This is a genomic window from Aeromicrobium sp. P2_G6 (genome assembly GCF_056403535.1).
The window spans coordinates 1-21,565 of sequence record NZ_JBFUFH010000007.1; the positions used below are offsets into that span (position 1 = coordinate 1).

The window sequence follows — 21,565 nt, forward strand, 5'->3', positions numbered from 1 at the left end:
GGGGTGTGTTCGGGGACGGTCATGTGCAGCCGCTCGTAGACCTCGGCCACGGTGCGGTATGTCTTGCGTTCAACCCATAGGCAGGGCCGCCCCTTTTGCCCGTGGAGGATGCGGAATACGCCGTTGCGGTTCCCCCAGCCCGCTTCGTGCGCGATTTGCGTACTGGTCCATCCGAGGGCCATGAGGGCCTGGAGTCGGCGCTGCGTGCCAGTGGCGGGTATTGCCCACGAGATGCCGGCGCGACGGCGGTGCTTGGTGAGCTTCTCGTATCGGGCGATGGCTCGGCGGCAGCATGCGTCACGGCAGCCGGCGTGGAATCCGCGGGTTGTTCCGTGCCTTGGGTCGTCTGGTCTGAGGGCTGGTTTATCCTGAGGTGAGGCCATTGATGCTCCCTGTGTCTTTGCTGGTGCGGGTGCGGATTTGGTTAGGCCCTGGAGCGAGGTTGCAGCCTTCTCCGGGGCTGCTTCAATTGAACCGCAGTAGTGCGACACCTTGCGAGGTTGTGTGGGGTCCTTGTGGACAGTGGTTTTGACATCCCTCATGCGGCTTTCCGTTCTGCGCGGCGCATCGCGGCGTGGTCGCGTTCGGCTGCACGGCAGTCGTCGCACGGCACCGAACCGTCCCTGATGTGGCGCTGGTATGCGGCTCGAGTCCCACAGGGCTGAAGTTCGCGATGCGCGTAACCCTTCTCGCGGGCAATGCGCAACCGTTCCGCTGCGTGTGCGGCCCGGCATTCGGAGCACGTCGGCTCCTTGTAGCGGATGTGGAACGCGTAACCCTTCTTGGTGCCGCAGTCTTGTGGGCGTACGTCGAGCTCGGCCCAGTTGTCGGCAACATTTGGTGCGGGGACGAATCGCATGACCTTGGCGAATGGGTCGAACCGCCATGCACCATCGGGGAGCGCGAGCAGTTTGTCGTCCCAGGGTCCGAAGCCGCGGTTACCGGCACTCATTGGACGGTTCCTTTGCAGCGGAGGCATACGAAGGTGGGTGCGTGGTTGTTGCGGTGTCGGAGTGATGGGTGCGAGTCGGCGTTGACAACGTGGCCGTGGTTGAGGGCGGCGCAGATGTAGAACATGAGTCGTCTCATTTGGTTGCCTCGTCAATCGCTGCGAGGAACTTCCGGATTGCGACCTGTGTTTCGCTCCGGAAGAAATTGCCCTCAGCCGCACGCAACTCGTCCAGTGCGGCGGTCGGGACAGCGGTTGCAGCAACGAACGCCGGATTCTTCGTGTCAATGTCGACTACTACGTTGACGCCCCATTCGTTCTGGGCATGAGTGGCGCCATCCATGCTGATGCGGGGGAAGTTCCAGTGCGCGAGCCTGCGCCAACCCACCCCGCGAGATTCGACCGACAGCCATCCCAGCGTGCTCTCGGTCGGCAACTCGACGGCAGGCTCGGGACGGTCAAGAAGGTAGAGCCGTACGGAGTTGTAGTCCCCGCCAATTTCGTCTGCGGTGGCGATCCACTCGCTGGCAACAAGGGGCACGCTGCCGCCGAACGAGTCGCCCCTCGCTTCACTCCGAATCAGATCCCCAACGCGGATGTCGGACGGTTCAATGGGTTGCTTCATGAGGTTGCCTTTCGGGGAGGTTCGACATGGCCGTAACGAATGAAGTGGTCAAGGTGGGAATCGCAGAGGTGCCGCCATGTGACGCCGAAACGTGACGGATCGAGACCCAAACAAGCCGGACACGAGACGGTCATGTGATGACCTCTCCGCGCAACGGTGTGACATCGGGCTTCCATAACTCCCACTCGTTGTCAGACACGGGGACTTCCTGATCGCAAACGCCGCACACGTGGATACGACCAGCGACCGCATACGCGCGCATCCCACAATGAGGACGCAGCTGAATGATGAACTCCACAGGCAGCCGGGGGAGAAGAGTCATGCGAAGATCTCCGTGAACGTAAAGGCGAGCTTGACGTAGCCACGGCCACCAGCAACGAACGGCCGCAAATCAGGGCCAACAAGATGCGCGTCAGAATCATCAGGCAGCACACCCGCATCAACGAAGCCATCAATGCACGCCTTGATCGTCGGCATCAGGTTGTGTGCGTCACGGCGGCGCTTGTCAGGCCAACCGATCGCAACCACCAGCGACGCACGTTCCATCGGTGTCGCGTGCAGCCCGAACGAGTACGCAACCTGTCGCAGATTCCTAGTCCGTGCCGACCGTTGCGCCCAATGCAAACGCTGGTTCGCGTTCAACGTTTCCTTCATCGGCCACGACAACTCGATGACGCTCATCGGTTCGCCCTGTAATTGCTGACAGCCTTGGCGAATTGCTCATAGGCGGCATCGGACGCGCGACCCTCGTGATCCGCGTTCGCTGCGTCCCGATCGGCCTCGATGGATTCCGGCGTCTCGTGATGGCTCATTCGCCCGCACCCGTCAGCTCGGCCACGCGCGCTTCGATCTGTGCCCGGCGTTCCGGGGACGACGCCTTCCACCAAGCGCGCAATTGGTCGGCGTCCGTTGACGATGCGATCTCGGCGGCAGTTGGTTCCGTGTGCGTCTGAGCCGGCGTGCTGGTTGGGGCATCCTCGGCGAGGGGCAAGATCGTGAACGGTGCCTTGCGACCACGGGTGGACGTGATCCGCACCGCGAACGGCTTGTCACCAGTGGGCAGGTGGGAGGCATGGGAAACCCTGATCCCGCCCATGACCTCTTTGCCGACCTTCACGGTGTCATCGCGGTACAGGGTGACCTTGCGCCCCACCCAGTCGGCTGCCTCGTCGCCCCACATCGCCATGAGCAAGCGCAGGATGGTCAACGGCGGGCGCCACACACGACGCTCAACCTCAACAAGATTGATGTCGTAAAGCGCGAGGTCTGTGCTGCCTTCCTTGACGTCTGCAATGGTGACCGTGGCGGATCTTCCTCCGCTGAAATCGTCACCGTTCAATTGATCTGAACGTGGGGGTGCGGTGATCTTCATGCGAGCTTCAACTCCACTTCAAAGGGATCGACGATGCGTTCGGTTGTTGGGAGCCCAATGACTGCGCCCTGGTATCGGTTGACCATCGACTCAATAGCGAGCTCGGCCTCTTCGACGGTCTGGAGGATTGCTGCGAACCATCGCGGGTCGGGCGTCACACGCTTCCGCCACATCGGCAACCCACCGTGGTACGACAAAAAGTCCAACCACTCACGGCCCGAAACAAGCAACCCCGCCTGAACCTGCGCCATGTTGTACAGCGGCACCTCACCCGACAGGATCGTCTGAATGTGCGTCTTCGCGCGGGGGGCCTTAGCCTCGATCAACCCGTCGTCACCAACAAGGCCATCCGGGGAGTAGCCGAATCGGAAACCCTTGCCGCCCAGGTTGTCCTCGACCATGAAGCCGGTCTCTGCCACGGGGATGCCGTAGTGCTCCGAGTACAGGTCGCGCGCCAACGGTTCCGACTCGACACCCCGCTCCATGTCGGCGTTGACATACACGGTCTCGCTCCAGCCCGTGATGCGTTCGGCAGCCAGTTCCGCGATCAACGCACGCGACTCAGGATTGCCGGCTGGTTTCAGCGTTTTCGGGGTGATGAGCCGGCCAATAGTTGACGCCGTTATCATTCCGCGTCTTGCATCCAGCCAGGAGTCTGATCCCTGCTCGAGATCCTTGTACTCATGCAACGTCATCGTTGTTGTCCTTTGGCTCGGTGATGGTTTGTGTGAACATGTCGCCCCGGCACGCCCAGCAGCTACGGCCGGTGCCCTCGTCGTCGGTCACCGGTTGGCCTTGTCAAAGTGGCCGACCGTCAGCCACTCGACGGCGGCGCGGCGGGTTTTGAATCCGTACTTGTATCGGCCGCCCTCAAGGACTGCGCGCCACAACGAGCTGCGCCTCCTGTTCTCAGGGTCGTGTCGGTCGACGTAACCGACCATGCGCTCGCCGTTGTAGACGATTCCCAGATTGGTCACACGGACGCCGCTCATAGCCCCTCCTCGCATCTGTTGTCGCGGTCTTCATGGAATCTGCGGTCATCGGCACAGCTGAGGCATTCGGAACGCGGCAAACAATCGGGGCAACCGTCCTCGAGCTCGTCGTCGTTCATGGCAGCCTCGACAGGTTGGTCCACAGCGCGAGGACGAGTAGCGCGAGGACGGCACAAGCGGCGGTGGCGATGTCCCAACTTTCGCGGGTCATGCGCAGTCGCTGGCGAGTCGGTCGAGTCGTGCGTCGAGGTCTTCGGTGAGTGTTGTGGCGAGGTCGGCGTATGCGTCAAGTAGCGCGGCCATCTCGGGTGTCATGTTCACAGCCGCTCACCGGCGATCGACTCGGCGACGCGGCGAACGTCGGCGATGTTGTTGCCGCCGTCAAAGAGTTCGTCGGCTTGATCCTCGTCAAGCCCGAGCGCGTCGGCCGCCGTGTCGCGAGCCAGGAACGGATCGTGAACGTTCTGTGTCTCTGCGGCCACGAAGCCCGCAATGCAGTAGCAGGTTCCACACTCGGGCGCCTTTGCTTGGTCACGCCTTGCCAGCCCCGCATCGATGAGGTCATATGAGGGGCGCACCAAGGCCGGCTCGCTCATCCACCAGCCCTGATTCCACTCGGACAACTCCCACGGTTTCGCGGCTTCGGCTTCGGCCCACTCGATGGCCTTGCGCAGAAGCGGGATGTTCACGGCAGGTTCAATGTTCGGCATGGCGGTGCCTTTCGTTGGCGGTGATATGGAATTTGTCGAAGATGTTGCACCTGCGCCGACTTCCGATTGCACTTCGGGCAGCGACGAGACTCCGCAGAACGACGAGCGGCCGATGAACGACTCATGACTCGTCCGCATCGTCAACCAGCGGCGGCACCAACGACAGATGCCGAACGGGACGCTGCGAACCATTGCGCAAACGTTGACGCTCCAACTCGTTATCCATCAACGTGTTAATCAGCAGGGACGCAAGATCGGTGCGGGTCATGATGTGGCCTCCGTGTCGTCAACGGCTGCGAGGAACTTGGCGACGGGTGTCGGCGCATCCCAGGGCCACGCATCCTTCAATGCCTTCAGCACAGACGTTGGGACGGCGGTTGCGGCAACGTAGTTGTCTGGCCGCGGTGCTTGGGATACGTGCCCGTTGGCGAACCGCCCGTTGAGCGTTCCCTTCCACTCGTTCCAGAACCCAAGCTGACCATCGGCCCAACCAAGGCTCGGCTCGGTCGGCAGGTCAACGGGCGGCTTCGGGCGGTCCAAGAGGAAGTGCTTCACCTCCGAGCCCATGTCGACTTCGCGCTTGGACTTCCACGGGCTTCGATCGGCGGATGATATGTAGGTGACCTCGTACTCCGCGTCGAACACCTTGTATGTCGCGAGGATCTTGTCGCCAGCACGGATCTCGGAAACCTCAATCGGCGTCTTCATCGTCCAGCCCGCCGCGACTCCGCAATCTTCGCGGCCTCATCAAGCACGAACGCAATGACGAACAAACCAGCACACGGCGCACCGATGACGAACGCAATCAACAGAATGCGACTCATGCGACGGCCACGCAATCATGAACATCAACCCAAGCTGCGGACTTCGACAACCACTCATCGAGCGAACCCGTCCACACCTGCACCGAGCCACACACGCCGCACGACTGCGAATGGGTACGAGCCAGAACCGCGGCCTCAAGATTCGCGCGAAACGACAACGACTTGGCACGGACCTGCGCGCGATCCTCAACATCAGCGCGGGGGAGAGGTGGGCGGGCCATTACGCGGCGCTGCATTGCGGTCATGACGCTCTCGCTTTGGTGCGGCCCCAAGAGTCGACCGACACCTCACGTGTGCGAATCCGCTGCTCAATCGCCTCGAGATCCTCCGCCGAGAAAAGCCACGTTGAGGACTTGCGCGCACTGGGTCGCATGTGGGGCCATGGCGAGATGGAACTTGAACATTTCGTGACGAGCTGCTTGTGAGTCAGGCCGTAGCGCTTCGCGACGTACTCCATCGAATACAGGTCCTTCATTTCAGGGCCGCTCTCTTTCTCGCTAGGTATCGGAGACTGCTGGCCCGCTGGCAGGTGCGGCAGCCGCGATAGCCCTTCTTGTTGACACTCTCTTCGGTGAATTCGTGGCCCTGGGCGCAATGGGTGATTGCGCGCCTGCGCTGACGAGCCAGCTCTGGGCCGATGCCGCGGAGCGAGTTCACGCTGCGCGTTACAGGTTCGAGGTGTTCGGGGTTGCAGCAGGCCCTGTTGCGACAGAGGTGGTCTAGGTCGAGACCGTCGGGGACCGGGCCGACCAAGATCAGGTAGGCCGCACGGTGCGACCTGCGGTTCGCGCCGTTCATGTAGACGGTCCCGTAGCCATCACTCAGGCCTCCGGTCCATTGCCAGCACCCTTCCGGTGTCACTTGGATGCGTCGAAGGATGCGCGCCTCGAGCTTGACGTGGGTGCGGAGACGCCCGCTTACGCTGTCGGGCCGGCGCTCCTTGGGTGGATCGGCGCGCCTCTGAAGTTCGGCCATTAGGCTCATGCGCTCAACCGTTCGCTCTGTCGCATTGTGTCAGCGACTTGCGACATTTTGCGATCGAAGAGAAAGCCGGTGGGGCACTCGAGCGCCTTTTCGATGGCGCTGGCGGTCTTCAGTGAGCACCTGTCGCGGCGACCGGAAACGATGTGTCCGACCGCTCCGGGCTTCAGTCCGGCCTTCTTCGCCAGGGCGTATGCGGTCTTGAGTTCGTGGTGATCCATGAACTCTCGGAGCGCCTTGTAGCTCTTGAGTTTCACCTCTAGCCTCCACTGCTGATCGGGGTACATCTGATCGCCTCACTCTAGTTCTCTGTGTCGTTTGTCGTCAACGACTTACTACCAGTGTGCATAACGAATTGGCAAAGCGCAAGTGTTTTTGTGAAGGTTTTGCGCGCAAATGAGTCTTACAAAGATGGAATTTGTGCATAAGGCCTGCACAATGGGGTTTGCCATGCACGCCAACACGGAGGAAATTTGTGCCTATGACCGCGCTTTCCGATCGGCTCAACGAAGCCAAGGGCACTGATGGCCTTGACGTCGTGGTTGCTCGGGCCGAGGCGAAAGGCCACACGGTCCATCGTGGAACCTTCGCCAACTACTTCAAGGGCAAGCACGCCAAGCGTCCGAGCGAGGATGTTCTCCAAGCTCTCGCCGACGCCCTTGACCTGAAGGTGACGGAGTTGCGCGATCTAGCCGGCCAGCCACAGGGAGAGCTCGGGCCATACAAGCCGACCCCTCTGGCGAACCGACTGAACCGCGACCAGCGCAAAGCGTTGGACGAACTGATCCGAGTAATCGTGACCGAGGAAGCAGGTACGGAGCATGGCAAACGCTCTGCTGAGAAGATGCGCAACGAAGTCGTGCGGGACGAGGGCGAGGACATCAACTTGCTTCGCTCAGATCAAACGCACCAGGAAGAACCAGATCACTGACTCGGTCTCGACCAGCGTCGTCTAGCGTGGACTCGACTAGCAGCAGTCGAAGGCTTGGCAGATATCGGGCATCCGGCCCCAAGTCGTCGACTTCAACGATCCTGACCCCGAGTGCCTCCAGGAATGTGAAAGGCATAGCCAAAGGGTGGGGCACCTGAGCGGAAAAGGTTACGGATTCGCCGCCCAGGTGTCATGGCACCTTTAGTCGTCGCTGGAATCCCGGCGTCTTTCGCGCTCGTCTTTGGTCCACACCCACAAGCACTCGTTCAGTACGTGGGCGATCGGCTTACCGGTCCGCTTCGATTTGCGCACCGCCAGATTCCAGATCCGGCCAGGTGATCGGAACGTCCGTTTCGGTGTGTTGGCCATAGCTACCCCCTCCCTCTCCTCCGCCCACAACCGTGTCACAGATTTGAGACGGCCCATCTTTGACCTCTAACGTGTCACAAATTTGTGACACTGCAAGACGATGTTTGCGTTAACCCCCGCCGGACAGGTTGTAGCACTCATGATGAGGCGTGCGCTCCCACGCAGGACTCCGCGATGGCCAGGGGCGAACCTTCGCCGAATATCTGAACGATCAGATCTCGGCGGCGATCTTCCGCAGCGGTATGTCTATCCGCCAAGCGGCGGCAGCGTCGGGGATCAACCACATGACGCTGCATCGCAGCCTCGCGGGCGATCGTGTGTTCAATGCGGACGACATCGGGCGGATCGCAGAGGCGCTCGAGGTCACGCCTGCCGAGCTGATGAACGCGGAGGGGTTCGCGCCGGTCTAAGCCTCGAGCTTGGGAACCCCACCGGCCAAGGCGGTTTCGAATGCGTCGAGGCCCTTGTCGGATACGTCGGCGATGAGTGAGCCGTAGACGCGGACGGTGGTGGTGATGTCTTCGTGGCCCATGCGTTTTTGTACGGCGGCCATTGGTTCGCCGGATAGGAGCATGAGTACAGCGTGAGTATGTCTTGTCATATGTAGTTGGACGGGTCGCGTGAGGCCCATTGCCTTTGCGACTTCGAGGATGCGTGGCCGGTTTGGTGCTGCGTCACGGTAGTTGATGGGTCTGGTCCAGTAGCGTGCGGTGAACCCGGTGTAGTACCACTTGCCGCCTGTTTCGTTGGTGAAGAGTAGGTCGTCTTGGGCGAGTCCTACACGTCTGTGGCGGATCATTGTTGCGGCTTCTCGTGACATTTTGATGCGTCTGAGTCCGGCCATGGATTTGGCTTCGTCGTCTACGAATTCGAATCTGCCGTGTGCGCCACGACGCATGACGCGGCCCATGGTGACCCAGAGTCCATCCTCGCCGCGGTCGTCAACATCCTGTGACCTCACGGCCGCAGCTTCGGACCAGCGCCAACCGGAGTGAACCAGGAACAGCAACAGGTCGGCTGCGTCTTCTGAGACTTCGCGTGCGGCTGCGTGGAGGATCTGCCACTCGTCTGGACGCAGTCCCTTGGCGACGTTCTTTTTGCGTTTGGGTAGGACGGTTTCGGTGCAGGGGTCGATGATCGCGAGCCCTTGTGCTTTTTGGCCGGCCCATTTGTAGATGGAGTGGAGGACGGAGTGTGCGTCGGCGACTGTTTTCGCCGAGAGCTCGTCGCCCAACTCGTCGACCCATTCTTGTATGTCGCGTTCGGATAGGAGGTTGATGGGGCGTGTGCCGAGGTGGGGGAGGATTTGGTTACGGATGAGTTGGCCGTAGCGGTCGATGGTGTAGGTGGAGTTGACGCGTTTGGGCGAACCGTCTGCGCGTTTCTGCCCTTTCCATGCGAGCCACTTCAACGCGACGTCGGTGACGAGGTGGTCTGTGACGGCGGTCGCTTCGGTTTCGTTCATGACGGCGCGTGCTCTTGCGCCGCCCATTGCGTCGATGAGTTTGCAGAATCTGTCGGCGTCTTTTTTGGTGGCGAATGTTTCTGACCGCGTGCCTGTACCGATACGGAATTTGACACGCCAGGAAACAGCACCGGACTTCGCAACGTATCTCGTGGGCTTAGGCATCAGCGCGCCGAGTGCCGTGGCGCGGGCATGCGGGATCTGTTCCGATCCGCCAAAGTGCGCTCATACCGAATAGTGGGCACGAGCAGTGCCGCCACCATGCGCTCACGACGACTCCCGAATCTTGCGTGCCAGTTCTTCGATGGCATCGTTGAATCCGACCTCGGTGTCATGCGTCGGGTAGGAGTATGCTTCCGCTTCCACTTCGGCTGCGATTCGTTGACGGATCAGCGGCTCAACAGCGGTGAGGAGTGCGCGAGTTGCCATCTCGTGGTCGAAGTCGGAACCCGCTTCGTACGCCTCGAATGACACCGCACCGTAAGCCTCAAGCGCGGCATCCAGAATCTCGGCGTCGGTGGTGTTGTTTGCGACGGCACTCATACGGTGGCCTCTCGGTTGGTGGGGGCGTATCGGTGGCAGTCCATCCCGTGCTCACCGGAGGATTCTGGGCAACCGCAGCCATCGCATCGCGGGTCATTGTCGAGGAAGCGGAAGTTGGTCCATCCGAAACCGTCGCGAATACTGCTCATACGGCGGCCTCTCGGTACGGGTTGGTGACGCGCATCATCGGTTTGCCGTCGCTGTCGAAGGACATCTCGCCCTGCGCGACGAATCCCTCGTCCCATGCCCGAGCCTGCGCCTCTTGCAACGCACACGCGTCGAGCGCCTGAGACGCGTGCCAGTCAATCGACTCCAAAAGCCCGGACGATTCCGCTTCCGACGCGGTGCCGATCAGGAACCGGATGTAGGCGAGCGTGGCTGAGGCCTTCATGCGGATGGCCCACGAACGATGCGGATGGCGCGACGGGTGGCGACGGTGGCGAAAAGCTTGACGCGAGCCAAGAGGCCAATCTCTAGTGCATCCCTCGCCGTGGCTTCGTCCTCGGCGAGTCGTGCTTTAAGGAATTCGGCGATGTCCATGCGGGTTCTCCTTAGGTCTGGACGCTCGGTACTCATACGGTGGCCTCGGGGTCGTCGTAGTAGCCGTTCAGCCACCAGATAGCGCTCTCGTCACCGTCGACAAGCTCGATGTCCCGAAGTATCTCGATCTCGTCACTGCTGGCGCTGTCGCCAACCCACTTCTCGATCCCGTTGACGATTCCCCGCCAATTGGAGAGTGGCATCCGCAGCGTGACCATCGGTTCGATTTCGTCTTGGCTCATACTCCATTGTATGCGAGTAGTGCGGGTACGCCAATGGTAAATGGACAACTGGCTGATGTTTTTGTGGGGCCTGACCTGCACTTATGTTGGTGCCGGGTGCGGGATTCGAACCCGCACGCCCTTGCGGACAACGGTTTTTGAGACCGTCGCGTCTACCATTCCGCCAACCCGGCATACCCGCTGCCGGTCGAGCCGACCAGCGCGCTTGTGCCCGCGAGCCCGCGTCCGGTCAGGTGACCAGAGCTGCGGTTCACGTGCGGGCAAGCCCGCACGTGGTCGGGCAAGCCCAACCTGCGTTCACGTGCGGGCAAGCCCGCACGTGGTCGGGCAAGCCCAACGTGCGTTCACGTGCGGGATAACCTTCTCATGTGACAGATCAAGCGCCGGAATCGGGACGGCCCTCACCGCGTGTCGTGATCGCCGAGGACGAGGCGCTGATACGGCTCGACCTCGCCGAGATGCTCGCCGAGGAGGGCTACGACGTCGTCGGTCAGGCCGGCGACGGCGAGGAGGCAATCGAGCTCGCGATGGCGCTCCGGCCCGATCTGGTCGTGATGGACGTCAAGATGCCCAAGCTCGACGGCATTGCGGCGGCCTCCCAGATCGCCCAGGCCCGCATCGCGCCCGTCGTGATGCTGACGGCCTTCAGCCAGCGCGAGCTCGTCGAACGGGCTCGCGACTCCGGCGCGATGGCCTACCTGGTCAAGCCGTTCACCAAGTCCGACCTGGTCCCGGCGATCGAGATGGCAATGAGCCGCTTCGCCGAGATCACGGCCCTCGAGCACGAGGTCGGAGACCTCACCGACCAGCTCGCGACCCGCAAGGCGATCGAGCGTGCCAAGGGCCTGCTGCAGGAAGCGCTGAGCATCAGTGAGCCGGACGCGTTCCGCTGGATCCAGCGCACGGCGATGGACCTGAGACTGACGATGCAGCAGGTCGCGCAGGGCGTGATCGACCACGGACCCGAGCTCGGATCGTCCGTCGACAGCCCGGGATGATCGCGCTGGTTACAAATTGGCTACGTTACTTGCCGTAATCGGCTCGTTGACACAATTGACCCCTGAAAAGACTAAGTTCATCAGTACGTACACGCTCCCTGGCACGGGCCATGGGCTTTCTACAAATCCGGAGGATTGATGAAACGCAGTACCCAGACGATCCGCCTCGCGGCCGTCGTGGCCGCGAGCGCGCTTGTTCTCGCTGCATGTGGCGGCGGCGACAGCGAAGGCGACAAGGACAAGAAGACCGACGCCCCCGCAGCCAAGGGCGACGGAGTCCTGACGGTCGGCACCCTCCTGCCGTCGACCGGTGACCTCGCCTTCCTCGGCCCCCCGGAGTTCGCTGGTGTCGACCTCGCGGTCAAGGACATCAACGACGCCGGCGGAGTGCTCGGCAAGCCCGTCGCACAGTCCAAGGCAGACTCCGGCGACGGTACGCCGAAGATCGCGCCCGGCTCGGTCGACAAGCTGCTCGCTGCCAAGGCTGACGTCATCGTCGGTGCGGCCTCTTCGAGCGTCTCGCTGAGTGTCATCGACAAGATCGTCGGCGCTGGTGTCGTGGAGTTCTCCCCGGCCAACACGTCGACCGCCTTCGACACCTACGACGACAAGGGCCTCTACTTCCGTACGGCTCCGTCCGACGTGCTCCAGGGCAACGTGCTCGGCAACCTCGTCCTCAAGGACGGCGCCAAGAACGTCGCGATCATCGCGCGCCAGGAGGCGTACGGTGAGGCGCTCGCCAACAACGTCGAGAAGACGATCAAGGACCAGGGTGGAACGGTCGCCGCGAAGGTGCTCTACAGCGTCGACGCGACCTCCTACACCTCGGAGATCCAGAAGATCAAGGACAGCAAGCCCGACGCTGTCGTGGTCATCTCGTTCAACGAGGCCACCAAGATCGTTCCCGGCCTCGAGGCTGCGGGCATCGGCCCCAAGGACGTCAAGACGTACTTCGTGGACGGCAACACCGCCGACTACAGCAAGGACTTCCCGAAGGGAACCCTGAAGGGCGTCAAGTCGACCTACCCGGGTGCGCAGCTGAAGGATGACTTCAAGGCTCGCCTGCTCGAGGTCAACCCGAAGCTCAAGGACTTCACCTACGGTCCTGAGTCGTACGACGCGACGGTCCTCACGGCACTCGCTGCCGAGGCGGCCAAGAGCGACGACGGTGTCGCCCTGTCCAAGAAGATCAAGGAAGTCTCCGAGGGTGGCGAGAAGTGCACCGCCTACGCCGACTGCCTGGCGCTGGTCAAGGACGGCAAGGACATCGACTATGACGGTGTCTCTGGCCCGGTTGACATGAACGAGACCGGATCGCCGTCGAAGGCGACGATCGGCATCTTCCAGTACGACGACAACAACCAGTACAAGAACCTCGAATACGTCACCGGCGTCGTCGAGTAAGTACGCACCAGCAAGGCCGCTAGACCAGCAGGGCCCCGGCTTCGGCCGGGGCCCTGCTGCATGCCCTGGCAGCGCCTGACGGATGATCATGCGTTCGCGTCGCTGGGGGAGCGCGAACGCAGGGAGATTCGCACGTCGGCAATCTGGGTGTGACGGACGATCATGCGTTCGCGTCGCTGGGGCAGCGCGAACGCAGGGAGACTCGTATGTCGGCAGTCTGGGTGTGACGGATGTTCATGCGTTCGCGTCGCTGGGGCAGCGCGAACGCAGGGAGATCCGTGGCACCCGGGTGAGGAGATGCGACGGGGCCCTCGCGCAATGCGCGAGGGCCCCGTCGATTCTGGCTCCGGTCAGTGTGCCTTGGCGAGGGTGCCGAGGTAGAGCTCGATGACCTTGGGGTCGTTCATGAGGTCGCGCCCCGAGCCGGTGTGCGCGTTGCGACCCTGGTCGAGCACGTAGGCCCGGTCACAGATCTGCAGGCAGCGGCTGGCATTCTGCTCGACCATCACGACCGATACGCCCGCGCTGTTGATGCGCTTGGTCTGGACGAAGACCTCGTCCTGGAGCGCAGGGGAGAGGCCCGCTGAGGGCTCGTCGAGCAGCAGCACCGACGGCGACATCATGAGCGCGCGGCCCATCGCGACCATCTGGCGCTCGCCACCCGACAGCGAGCCCGCGCGCTGGTCCTTGCGCTCGAAGAGCCGCGGGAAGATGTCGGTGACGTAGCCGAACCGCTCCTTGAACTTCTTGGGGTCGAGATACATCCCCATCTCGAGGTTCTCCGAGACCGTCAGGGACGGGAACACGTTGTTGGTCTGCGGCACGAAGCCCACGCCCGAGGCGACGAGCTGGTCGGCGCGTAGGTTGGTGATGTCCTTGCCGTTGAGCACGACGGTGCCCTCGTGGATCTTGACGAGGCCGAACATGGCCTTGAGCAGCGTCGACTTGCCGGCGCCGTTGGGACCGATGATGCCGACCAGCTCGCCTTCGTGGCAGTGCAGGCTCGCATCGTTGAGGATGTTGACGCCGGGCAGGTAGCCGGCGATCAGGTTGTCAGCGCGCAGGATCGCGCCCTCGGGAGAGGCGTAGTCGGCCATCAGTTCTTCTCCTCGGCTTCTTCTGCTTCGGCCACTTCGGCTTCGAGCGCGGCCTCAGCATCGGCCAGGATCTGTTCCTCGGTCTCGTGGGTCAGCGCGGCATCGTGGTGGGCGCCCAGGTAGGCGTCGATGACCGCCTGGTTGGCCATCACGGTGTCCGGTGGGCCCTCCGCGACGATCTTGCCCGCTGCCATGACGACGACCCAGTCGGAGATGTCGCGGACCATGTCCATGTCGTGCTCGACGAACAGGACCGTACGGCCTTCGTCGCGCAGCGACTTCACGTGACCCAGGAGCGACTGCTTGAGCGCCGGGTTCACGCCGGCCATCGGCTCGTCGAGCATGATGAGCTCGGGGTCCACCATCAACGCGCGGGCCATCTCCAGCAGCTTGCGCTGGCCACCGGAGAGCGAGCCGGCGAAGTCATCGGCCTTGGCGTCGAGCTTGAACCGGGCGAGCAGGTCCATGGCTCGTTCGCTGTTCTCCTTCTCCTGGGTGCTCCAGAGCCCCTTGAACAGGCTCGGCAGGAACTTCTCGCCCCGCTGGCCGGTCGCGCCGAGGCGCATGTTCTCGATGACCTTGAGGCGGGACAGGACCTTGGTGAGCTGGAATGTGCGCACCATGCCCTTGCGGGCGACCTTGTAGGGGGGTACGCCGTGCAGGCTCTCGCCGTTGAACGTCCATTCGCCGCTGTCAGGCTCGTCGAAGCCGGTCAGCAGGTTGAAGAACGTCGTCTTGCCGGCTCCGTTGGGCCCGATCAGGGCGGTGATCTTGCCGCGCTGGATCTCGAAGTGCTCGACGTCGACCGCCTTGAGGCCACCGAACGTCCGGGTCACCCCGTCGGCGACCAGGATGGAGTCGGACTTCTTGGCCTGGGTGTCGCTGGTCTGCTCTGTTTCAGTGGGCATCGATCGCCAGCTCCCTTCTGTCTCCGAAGATTCCTTGTGGCCGGTAGATCATGATCAGCATCAGGATCAGGCCAAGGAAGATGAGTCGCATCAAGCTGGCCTGGTCGTCGGACATGATCGACGCCGGGATGGTCGGGTTGGCACCCGAGGTCATCTTGTCGAAGAACAGGTCGAGGCCGCTGATGAAGAACCAGAAGATCAGTGCGCCAGCGACCGGGCCGAAGACCCGGGCAGCGCCACCGATCAGCAGGACCGTGTAGGTGAAGAACGTCGTGTCGGTCGCGAAGTCCGACGGCGCGACGTTGCTGGTCGCCAAGCCCGACATGATGCCGGCCAGGGCGCCGATGACGCCACCGAGCACGAGTGCCTGCATCTTGTAGGAGTAGACGTTCTTGCCAAGGCTTCGCACGGCGTCCTCGTCCTCACGGATGCTCTTGAGGACACGGCCCCACGGGCTCCGCATCAGCAGGAAGACGAACCCGCAGAGCAGGAGCGCGAGCGTCCAGCCGACGATCATGATGAAGAAGTCGTACGACCGGAAGTCGAGGCCCAGGAAGTGCACACCCCCTGATGGAACGAAGTTGAGCGACCGCATCTCGTCGACGAATCCGTAACGGCCGTCCTGGCCGCCGAACTGGTCATGCAGTGCGGCCGAGCCGAGCACCTGGCGGATCGCCTCGGCGGCGGCGATCGTCGCGATCGCGAGGTAGTCCGCGCGGAGCCGCAGGGTTGGCACACCCAGGATGAGGGCCAGGACGACCGCCATCAGGAGTCCGACGATGATGCTGGGGAACAACGGCCAGCCCCAGGTCTGGATCAAAGAGCCGAGAGCATAGCCGCCGACCATCATGAACGCGGCTTGACCGAAGTTGAGCAGTCCGGTGTAGCCGAAGTGGATGTTGAGGCCGATGGCGGCGAGGCAGTAGATGATCGCGCTCGGACCAATTCCCTGCTCGATCGCACCGGTGAGGACACTTGACCAATCCATGGTTCTTCTCCCTTCCTAACCGACGCGCTCTGCTCGACCGAGCAGACCTTGGGGGCGGACCAACAGGATCAGCACGAGCACGACCAGTGCGGTGACGTACTTGAGCTCGGACGGCAGGATGATCGACGACATCTCCACGAGGAGGCCGACGATGATGCTTCCTGCCATAGTTCCCCAGATGGTGCCCAGACCGCCCAAGGTGACGGCGGCGAACACGAGCAACAGGATCTTGTTGCCGACCTGGTAGTCGAAGCCGTTCGTGAGGCCCCACATGATCCCGGAGAGACCCGCGAGGGCGCCGCCGACGATCCAGATGGTGGTGATGACGCGGTCGACGTCGATGCCTGAGGAGGCCGCGAGCGCCGGGTTGTCGGACACGGCGCGGGTCGCCTTGCCGAGTCGTGTGCGCTGGACAGCGAGCGACACGACCACGAGGACCACGACACACACCACGGCGATGTAGAACGCCTTGGGGGAGATGCCGATCGAGCCGATGTTCCAGAGCTTGCCGGCCTTGACGCCGGTGTACTGGTGGTTGTCCGCGCCGAAGAAGTACTGGTAGATGTTGCGCAGGAAGATCGACAAGCCGATGCTGACGATCATCATGGCGATCAGCCCGGTGCCCCTGCCGCGCAACGGCTTCCAGAGCAAGCGGTCGTTGGCCAGGCCGAAGACCCCTGACAGGATCACGGCGACGATGGCGGCCGGGAAGAACGCCCAGCCCCACTCATCCTGGAACAGGAACGCCGCGAGGGCGCCGAACGTGATGAGCTCGCCGTGGGCGAAGTTGGTGAGGCCTGTCGTGCCGAAGACCAGCGAGAGGCCCAGCGCGGCTAGCGCCAGCAGCAGGCCGAGGAAGATTCCGTTGATGCCGCTCTGGCCGATCTCGGTGAGCTTGCCGACCGAGTTGTCGGTCGCAGGGCCGATCGCGTACGAGATGGGGATGTCCGCGTCGGTCTTGATCGTGATCGTGTAGGACGTCTTCTTCTTGTCACGAAGGTCCGTGCCCTTGGGGAGGGTGTCGGTATCGAGCTTGATGGTGATCTTCTCGCCAAGCAGGTCGATGGGGGCGCCGGGGAGGGGTATCGAGAACGATCCGTCGGGGCCGCTCACGCCTGAGGCGATCTCGGCTCCGTCCTTCTCGACGCTGATCTTGACACCGGGCACCGGCTTGGCCGGATCGCTGCGGGTGTCGACGAGAGTTCCGTTGACGTCGATCGTGTCGTTGGTGGCCGCCTGTGCGGGCGACATGAGCCCGAAGAAAAGGGCCCCGACGAGGATCGAGAGCAGTGCCGCTGTTCGCAGTCGCACGCATGACTCCTGTTCCGCTGATGCACGGGTTGGTTCAGATGTGATCCTCGGACTATAGCCACATGCGAGAGTCATGCACGTCACACCGGGGGTCTGGAGGTAACAGTTGGGTTTCATTACGGCATGTCACCGCACTGCGACGGCGATCTGACACAGCACGGGCGCGATCACCAGAGCGGGAAGCAGGTCCGCGACATGGATCGACTTGAGGTCGAGCAACCGGAAGGCGACGCCGATCAGGATCAGTCCCCCTGTCGCGGTGAGGGCGGCGAGGTGCGCGTCCGGGAGGAACGACCCGAGCAGCGCGCCCAGCACGGTGAGTGAGCCCTGGATCACGGCGACCGAGACAGCGGAAGCCATGACCCCGATGCCGAACGAGGCAGCGAACGCGAGGGCGGCGAAGCCGTCGAGCGACGCCTTGAGCAGCAGCTGATCGGCACCGTTGCCGAGGCCCTCGTTGATCGATCCGAGAATCGTCAGGGGCCCGATGCAGAAGACAAGCGAGCTGATGACGAAGCCCTCGATGAACCGCTGCCGGCCCTCGGCCGCCTCTCCGGGCGTCAGCCGGCCCTGCAACCAGCCGCCGAAGTCCTCGAGCCGGTCCTCCAGCCTGAGCACCGAACCGATGATCCCGCCGAACACCAGCGAGCCGAGGACGATCAAGGTCGGAGCGCCGCGGTCCACGGCGCCGACCAGGTCGGGGTCCTTGACCGCCATGGCCGCATCCGCGGCGATCAGCAGCGTGACGAGACCCAGCGCCGAGGTGACGGTCGAACGTACGCGCAGGCTCAGCCGGTGACCGATCAGCAGGCCCAGGCCCGAGCCCGCGATGACGGTCGCCACATTGGTGGCTGTGCCAAACCCGACGAACATGTAAGGTCTCCTTCGACAATTGAGGTTTCAACCGGGTACGTCCCCAACACCCCGCGCGTAGTGTGTCATTTCGACGCCTGTGCCTGGAGTGCGGCCGTATCCGACTCGAGACAGGGAAGAGCATGTCGGTCCGACCGCACATCGTTCTCAGGGACGCGGATCGCGAGGATGCGCACGCCCTGATCACTCTCTGGGCCGAGTGCGCCGGCGCGGGCCAGGACGAAGGCTCCGAGGCGTTCACCCAGCAGTCGTTGTGGCGAGAGCCCGGAGTCGCCGAGGCCGCGGCAGCGCTCGAGTTCAACCTCGGCCATCGCGACAAGCGCATCATCCTCGCCCTCGTCGACGGTGAGATCGTCGGCGCGACCGTGTGCAATATCGGCACCCTGACGCCCATCAACCTGACCCGGGTCCTGATCGTCACCGAGATCCAGGTCTCGCCGCGGTTTCGGCGCAAATCAGTGGCCTCGACGCTCCTGTCGGCCGCTGCGAGCTACGGCGAGGAGCACAACTGCGAGATCGTCGTCGCGGCGATCCCGGTGCACTCCCGAGAGCCGCACCGCTACCTGACCAAGATCGGGTTCAACCAGATCGCGGTCGTGCGGGCGATCCAGGCCAGCAAGCTGCGCTCGCGGCTCTCGATGAAGGCCACCAACTCGCGTGACACCGGCAAGCTGATCGCCGTACGCCGGACGCTGCGTCGTCGCACGGACGCCCGCGGCGTCTCCCGTAGCTGACCCCTCGCAGTTCGTCAGACCCGCCGACTAGAGTCGACCGGGTGGACCGCCTCCTGCTGATCGACGGCCATTCCGTCGCCTACCGTGCCTTCTTCGCCCTCCCCGTCGAGAATTTCTCGACCACGACGGGCCAGAGCACCAATGCGGTGTTCGGGTTCACGTCGATGCTCATCAACGTGTTGCGTGACGAGAAGCCCACGCACGTGGGTGTTGCGTTCGACGTCTCACGCAAGACGTTCCGGCTCGACCAGTACGCCGAGTACAAAGGCAACCGCTCAAAGTCGCCGCCGGAGTTCACCGGCCAGATCCCCCTGATCAAGGAGATCCTCGACGCGTTGCACATCACGACGTTCGAGAAGGAAGGCTTCGAGGCCGACGACATCATCGGCACGCTGACGACCCGCGCCGAGTCGGCCGGCATGGAGGTGCTGATCTGCACCGGCGACCGCGACGCCCTGCAGCTGGTCACCGACAAGACCACGGTGCTCTATCCCCGCAAGGGCGTCTCCGACCTGGCTCGCATGACGCCGGCGGCCGTCGAGGAGAAGTACGCCGTCACGCCCGATCATTATCCCGACATCGCTGCGCTCGTGGGCGAGACCAGCGACAACCTGCCCGGCGTCCCTGGGGTCGGACCCAAGACCGCCGCCAAGTGGATCAACCAGTACGGCACGCTCGAGGCGCTGGTCAACGACGTCGAGAACGTCCCCGGCAAGGCCGGCGAAGCCCTGCGGGAGCACCTCGACAACGTGCTGCGCAACCGCAGCATCAACGCGTTGATCCTCGACCTCGACCTGCCCGCGGGTCCGGCCGACCTGGCGTTCGACACGGTGTGGGACCGCGAAGCGATTCACACGGTCTTCGACGCGCTCGAGTTCAACGCGCTTCGCGTTCGGCTGTTCGAGGCGTTCGGCGACGTCGAGCCGCAGGCCGACGAGGGGTTCGACATTGACGGGACGACGCTGGCCCCCGGTGAGGTCGCCGCGTGGCTCGAGACGCAGTCGAAGTCCGGCGCACGACTCGGCTTGCACGTGCAGGGTTCGTGGGGCCGCGGCACCGGCGACGTCGTCGGCCTGGGGATCGCCTCAGATGAGTCCGCTGCCTGGATCAGCACCGATGACATCACCTCGGATGACGATGCCGCGATCGCCGCCTGGCTCGCCGATCCCGAGCGGCCCAAGGTCCTGCACGACGCCAAGGGCCCTTCGCTGGCGCTCGAGGCCAAGGGCTGGCCGCTCAAGGGCGTGGCCGCCGACACGGCGCTGTCGGCCTACGTCGTGAGGCCCGACCAGCGGTCGTACGACCTCGGCGACCTGTCGCTGCGCTACCTCAAGCGAGAGCTCCGCGACGAGTCCGACGACTCCGGCCAGCTGACGCTCGACACCGACAACATCGGCTCCGAGTCCGGCATGCTGCGTGCCCGGGCCACGCTCGACCTCGCGGCGGTGCTCGACCAGGAGGTCGAGCAGGCGAGCGGCACGGCCTTGATCCATGACGTCGAGCTGCCGCTCGTGGCGACGCTGGCACGCATGGAGCGCACCGGCATCGCGATCGACGACGACCACCTGATCGAGCTCGAGTCGGAGTTCGCGGCCCGGGCGCAGAACGCCGCGTCCGAGGCGTTCGCGGCGATCGGTGGCAAGGAGATCAACCTCGGATCGCCCAAGCAGCTCCAGGTCGTCCTGTTCGACGAACTCGGCATGCCCAAGACCAAGAAGACCAAGACCGGCTACACGACCGACGCCGATGCGCTGCAGCAGCTCTACATCAAGACCGAGCACCCCTTCCTGCAGCACCTGCTCGATCATCGTGATGTCACGCGCCTGCGCCAGACCGTCGAGGGCCTCCGCAAGTCGATCTCCGACGACGGCCGGATCCACACGACATACGCCCAGACGATCGCCGCGACGGGCCGGCTGAGCTCCAACGACCCCAACCTGCAGAACATCCCGATCCGCACGGCGTCGGGCCGGCGCATCCGCGAGGCGTTCTGCGTCGGCGAGGGCTTCGAGACGCTCGTGACGGCCGACTACAGCCAGATCGAGATGCGGATCATGGCGCACCTGTCCGAGGACGCCGACCTGATTGCCGCGTTCAACTCCGGCGAGGACTTCCACACCGTCATGGCGGCCAAGGTCTTCGCCAAGGAGCCGAGCGAGATCGACGGTGGCCTGCGGGCCCGCATCAAGGCGATGAACTACGGCCTCGCCTATGGCCTGTCGTCCTACGGGCTCAGTCAGCAGCTCGGCATCTCGACGGGCGAGGCGCAGGGGCTGATGGACGACTACTTCGAGCGGTTCGGCGGAGTGCGCGACTACCTGCGTGGGCTCGTCGACGAGGCGCGACAGACCGGCTTCACCGAGACGATCATGGGTCGTCGTCGCTACCTGCCGGACCTGCAGAGCGACAACCGTCAGCGCCGCGAGATGGCCGAGCGCATGGCCCTCAACGCCCCGATCCAGGGCTCGGCGGCCGACATCATCAAGGTCGCCATGCTGGGTGTCGAGCGTGCCCTCGACGACGCCGGGCTGGCGTCACGCATGCTCCTGCAGGTGCACGACGAGCTCGTGCTCGAGGTTGCCGCAGGGGAGCGGGAGCGGGTCGAGCAGCTGGTCCGGGAGCAGATGGCCTCGGCGGCTGACCTCTCGGTGCCGCTCGACGTGTCGGTCGGTGTCGGCCGCACCTGGCACGAAGCAGGTCACTGACCCG

28 protein-coding genes and 1 tRNA gene are annotated in these 21,565 nt (G+C 63.5%); 6 read left to right on the top strand and 23 right to left on the bottom strand.

Annotated elements, in window-relative coordinates; translation table 11 throughout:
* The 12 genes from AC1DVU_RS19355 to AC1DVU_RS19410 form a co-directional block, all read right to left on the bottom strand.
* A partial coding sequence (locus AC1DVU_RS19355) for a hypothetical protein (RefSeq protein ID WP_476924085.1) occupies positions 1-182 on the bottom strand: 182 nt, incomplete at its 3' end.
* 356 nt (positions 183-538) lie between these two features.
* Complete coding sequence (locus tag AC1DVU_RS19360) at positions 539-952, bottom strand: hypothetical protein (RefSeq protein ID WP_476924086.1); 414 nt, start codon at positions 950-952, stop codon at positions 539-541.
* A gap of 133 nt (positions 953-1,085) precedes the next feature.
* Positions 1,086-1,574: a hypothetical protein gene (locus AC1DVU_RS19365; protein WP_476924087.1), complete on the bottom strand. Its 489-nt coding sequence runs from the start codon at positions 1,572-1,574 to the stop codon at positions 1,086-1,088.
* A 318-nt stretch (positions 1,575-1,892) separates the two neighbouring features.
* Positions 1,893-2,255, bottom strand: coding sequence for a hypothetical protein (locus AC1DVU_RS19370; protein WP_476924088.1), 363 nt, complete (start codon positions 2,253-2,255; stop codon positions 1,893-1,895).
* 127 nt (positions 2,256-2,382) lie between these two features.
* Entirely contained in the window at positions 2,383-2,946 is a 564-nt protein-coding gene (locus tag AC1DVU_RS19375) for a hypothetical protein (protein WP_476924089.1), read from the bottom strand.
* Positions 2,943-3,641 (bottom strand): lambda exonuclease family protein, encoded by a 699-nt coding sequence (locus AC1DVU_RS19380; RefSeq protein WP_476924090.1) that lies wholly within the window; start codon positions 3,639-3,641, stop codon positions 2,943-2,945. Before AC1DVU_RS19380 ends, AC1DVU_RS19375 begins: the two co-directional genes overlap by 4 nt.
* Positions 3,642-3,728: 87 nt before the next feature.
* Positions 3,729-3,938, bottom strand: coding sequence for a hypothetical protein (locus AC1DVU_RS19385; RefSeq protein ID WP_476924091.1), 210 nt, complete (start codon positions 3,936-3,938; stop codon positions 3,729-3,731).
* Between the two features lie 317 nt (positions 3,939-4,255).
* Positions 4,256-4,648: a hypothetical protein gene (locus AC1DVU_RS19390; protein ID WP_476924092.1), complete on the bottom strand. Its 393-nt coding sequence runs from the start codon at positions 4,646-4,648 to the stop codon at positions 4,256-4,258.
* A 121-nt stretch (positions 4,649-4,769) separates the two neighbouring features.
* The gene (locus AC1DVU_RS19395) at positions 4,770-4,916 is read right to left on the bottom strand and encodes a hypothetical protein (RefSeq protein ID WP_476924093.1); all 147 of its coding nucleotides are present in this window, start codon (positions 4,914-4,916) and stop codon (positions 4,770-4,772) included.
* A complete protein-coding gene (locus AC1DVU_RS19400; RefSeq protein ID WP_476924094.1) occupies positions 4,913-5,356 on the bottom strand; it encodes a hypothetical protein in 444 nt (147 codons plus the stop codon). The genes AC1DVU_RS19395 and AC1DVU_RS19400 overlap by 4 nt, the downstream gene beginning before the upstream one ends.
* A gap of 587 nt (positions 5,357-5,943) precedes the next feature.
* On the bottom strand, positions 5,944-6,456 hold the full coding sequence (locus AC1DVU_RS19405) for an HNH endonuclease signature motif containing protein (RefSeq protein WP_476924095.1): 513 nt from the start codon (positions 6,454-6,456) through the stop codon (positions 5,944-5,946).
* Positions 6,453-6,740 (bottom strand): helix-turn-helix domain-containing protein, encoded by a 288-nt coding sequence (locus tag AC1DVU_RS19410; protein ID WP_476924096.1) that lies wholly within the window; start codon positions 6,738-6,740, stop codon positions 6,453-6,455. The genes AC1DVU_RS19405 and AC1DVU_RS19410 overlap by 4 nt, the downstream gene beginning before the upstream one ends.
* 194 nt (positions 6,741-6,934) lie before the next feature.
* On the opposite strand from AC1DVU_RS19410, the gene AC1DVU_RS19415 reads away from it, so the two are divergent.
* Both AC1DVU_RS19415 and AC1DVU_RS19420 read left to right on the top strand, forming a co-directional pair.
* Positions 6,935-7,384, top strand: a complete 450-nt coding sequence (locus AC1DVU_RS19415) for a hypothetical protein (protein ID WP_476924097.1) — start codon at positions 6,935-6,937, stop codon at positions 7,382-7,384.
* 518 nt (positions 7,385-7,902) lie between these two features.
* The gene (locus tag AC1DVU_RS19420; RefSeq protein WP_476924098.1) at positions 7,903-8,163 is read left to right on the top strand and encodes a helix-turn-helix domain-containing protein; all 261 of its coding nucleotides are present in this window, start codon (positions 7,903-7,905) and stop codon (positions 8,161-8,163) included.
* Here AC1DVU_RS19420 and AC1DVU_RS19425 read toward each other — a convergent pair.
* The 6 genes from AC1DVU_RS19425 to AC1DVU_RS19450 all read right to left on the bottom strand — a co-directional run bounded on the left by AC1DVU_RS19425 (position 8,160) and on the right by AC1DVU_RS19450 (position 10,716).
* Positions 8,160-9,383 carry a tyrosine-type recombinase/integrase gene (locus AC1DVU_RS19425; RefSeq protein ID WP_476924099.1) on the bottom strand — a complete coding sequence of 408 codons (1,224 nt, stop codon included), beginning with the start codon at positions 9,381-9,383 and terminating at the stop codon, positions 8,160-8,162. The genes AC1DVU_RS19420 and AC1DVU_RS19425 overlap by 4 nt on opposite strands.
* A 102-nt stretch (positions 9,384-9,485) precedes the next feature.
* On the bottom strand, positions 9,486-9,761 hold the full coding sequence (locus AC1DVU_RS19430; protein ID WP_476924100.1) for a hypothetical protein: 276 nt from the start codon (positions 9,759-9,761) through the stop codon (positions 9,486-9,488).
* Between the two features lie 145 nt (positions 9,762-9,906).
* Positions 9,907-10,152 (bottom strand): hypothetical protein, encoded by a 246-nt coding sequence (locus AC1DVU_RS19435; RefSeq protein ID WP_476924101.1) that lies wholly within the window; start codon positions 10,150-10,152, stop codon positions 9,907-9,909.
* Positions 10,149-10,301, bottom strand: coding sequence for a hypothetical protein (locus AC1DVU_RS19440; protein WP_476924102.1), 153 nt, complete (start codon positions 10,299-10,301; stop codon positions 10,149-10,151). Before AC1DVU_RS19440 ends, AC1DVU_RS19435 begins: the two co-directional genes overlap by 4 nt.
* Positions 10,302-10,333: 32 nt before the next feature.
* On the bottom strand, positions 10,334-10,543 hold the full coding sequence (locus AC1DVU_RS19445) for a hypothetical protein (RefSeq protein WP_476924103.1): 210 nt from the start codon (positions 10,541-10,543) through the stop codon (positions 10,334-10,336).
* 87 nt (positions 10,544-10,630) lie between these two features.
* Positions 10,631-10,716 (bottom strand) — tRNA-Leu (locus AC1DVU_RS19450).
* A gap of 195 nt (positions 10,717-10,911) precedes the next feature.
* Between AC1DVU_RS19450 and AC1DVU_RS19455 the strand changes: the two genes are divergently transcribed.
* Positions 10,912-11,541, top strand: a complete 630-nt coding sequence (locus AC1DVU_RS19455; RefSeq protein WP_476924104.1) for an ANTAR domain-containing response regulator — start codon at positions 10,912-10,914, stop codon at positions 11,539-11,541.
* Positions 11,542-11,679: 138 nt separating this feature from the next.
* The gene (locus AC1DVU_RS19460) at positions 11,680-12,945 is read left to right on the top strand and encodes an ABC transporter substrate-binding protein (protein WP_476924105.1); all 1,266 of its coding nucleotides are present in this window, start codon (positions 11,680-11,682) and stop codon (positions 12,943-12,945) included.
* Positions 12,946-13,295: 350 nt separating this feature from the next.
* Here the strand turns inward: AC1DVU_RS19460 and AC1DVU_RS19465 are convergent, their stop codons facing one another.
* The 5 genes from AC1DVU_RS19465 to AC1DVU_RS19485 form a co-directional block, all read right to left on the bottom strand.
* Complete coding sequence (locus AC1DVU_RS19465) at positions 13,296-14,042, bottom strand: ABC transporter ATP-binding protein (protein ID WP_476924106.1); 747 nt, start codon at positions 14,040-14,042, stop codon at positions 13,296-13,298.
* Positions 14,042-14,950: an ABC transporter ATP-binding protein gene (locus AC1DVU_RS19470; RefSeq protein ID WP_476924107.1), complete on the bottom strand. Its 909-nt coding sequence runs from the start codon at positions 14,948-14,950 to the stop codon at positions 14,042-14,044. The genes AC1DVU_RS19465 and AC1DVU_RS19470 overlap by 1 nt, the downstream gene beginning before the upstream one ends.
* Positions 14,940-15,938, bottom strand: coding sequence for a branched-chain amino acid ABC transporter permease (locus tag AC1DVU_RS19475; protein ID WP_476924108.1), 999 nt, complete (start codon positions 15,936-15,938; stop codon positions 14,940-14,942). The genes AC1DVU_RS19470 and AC1DVU_RS19475 overlap by 11 nt, the downstream gene beginning before the upstream one ends.
* A gap of 15 nt (positions 15,939-15,953) precedes the next feature.
* Complete coding sequence (locus AC1DVU_RS19480) at positions 15,954-17,249, bottom strand: ABC transporter permease subunit (RefSeq protein ID WP_476924109.1); 1,296 nt, start codon at positions 17,247-17,249, stop codon at positions 15,954-15,956.
* Between the two features lie 126 nt (positions 17,250-17,375).
* Entirely contained in the window at positions 17,376-18,122 is a 747-nt protein-coding gene (locus tag AC1DVU_RS19485; RefSeq protein WP_476924110.1) for a DUF554 domain-containing protein, read from the bottom strand.
* Between the two features lie 122 nt (positions 18,123-18,244).
* On the opposite strand from AC1DVU_RS19485, the gene AC1DVU_RS19490 reads away from it, so the two are divergent.
* Positions 18,245-18,856 (top strand): GNAT family N-acetyltransferase, encoded by a 612-nt coding sequence (locus AC1DVU_RS19490; RefSeq protein ID WP_476924111.1) that lies wholly within the window; start codon positions 18,245-18,247, stop codon positions 18,854-18,856.
* Positions 18,857-18,897: 41 nt separating this feature from the next.
* Complete coding sequence (polA, locus tag AC1DVU_RS19495; protein WP_476924112.1) at positions 18,898-21,561, top strand: DNA polymerase I; 2,664 nt, start codon at positions 18,898-18,900, stop codon at positions 21,559-21,561.
* The last annotated feature ends 4 nt before the right edge of the window (positions 21,562-21,565 follow it).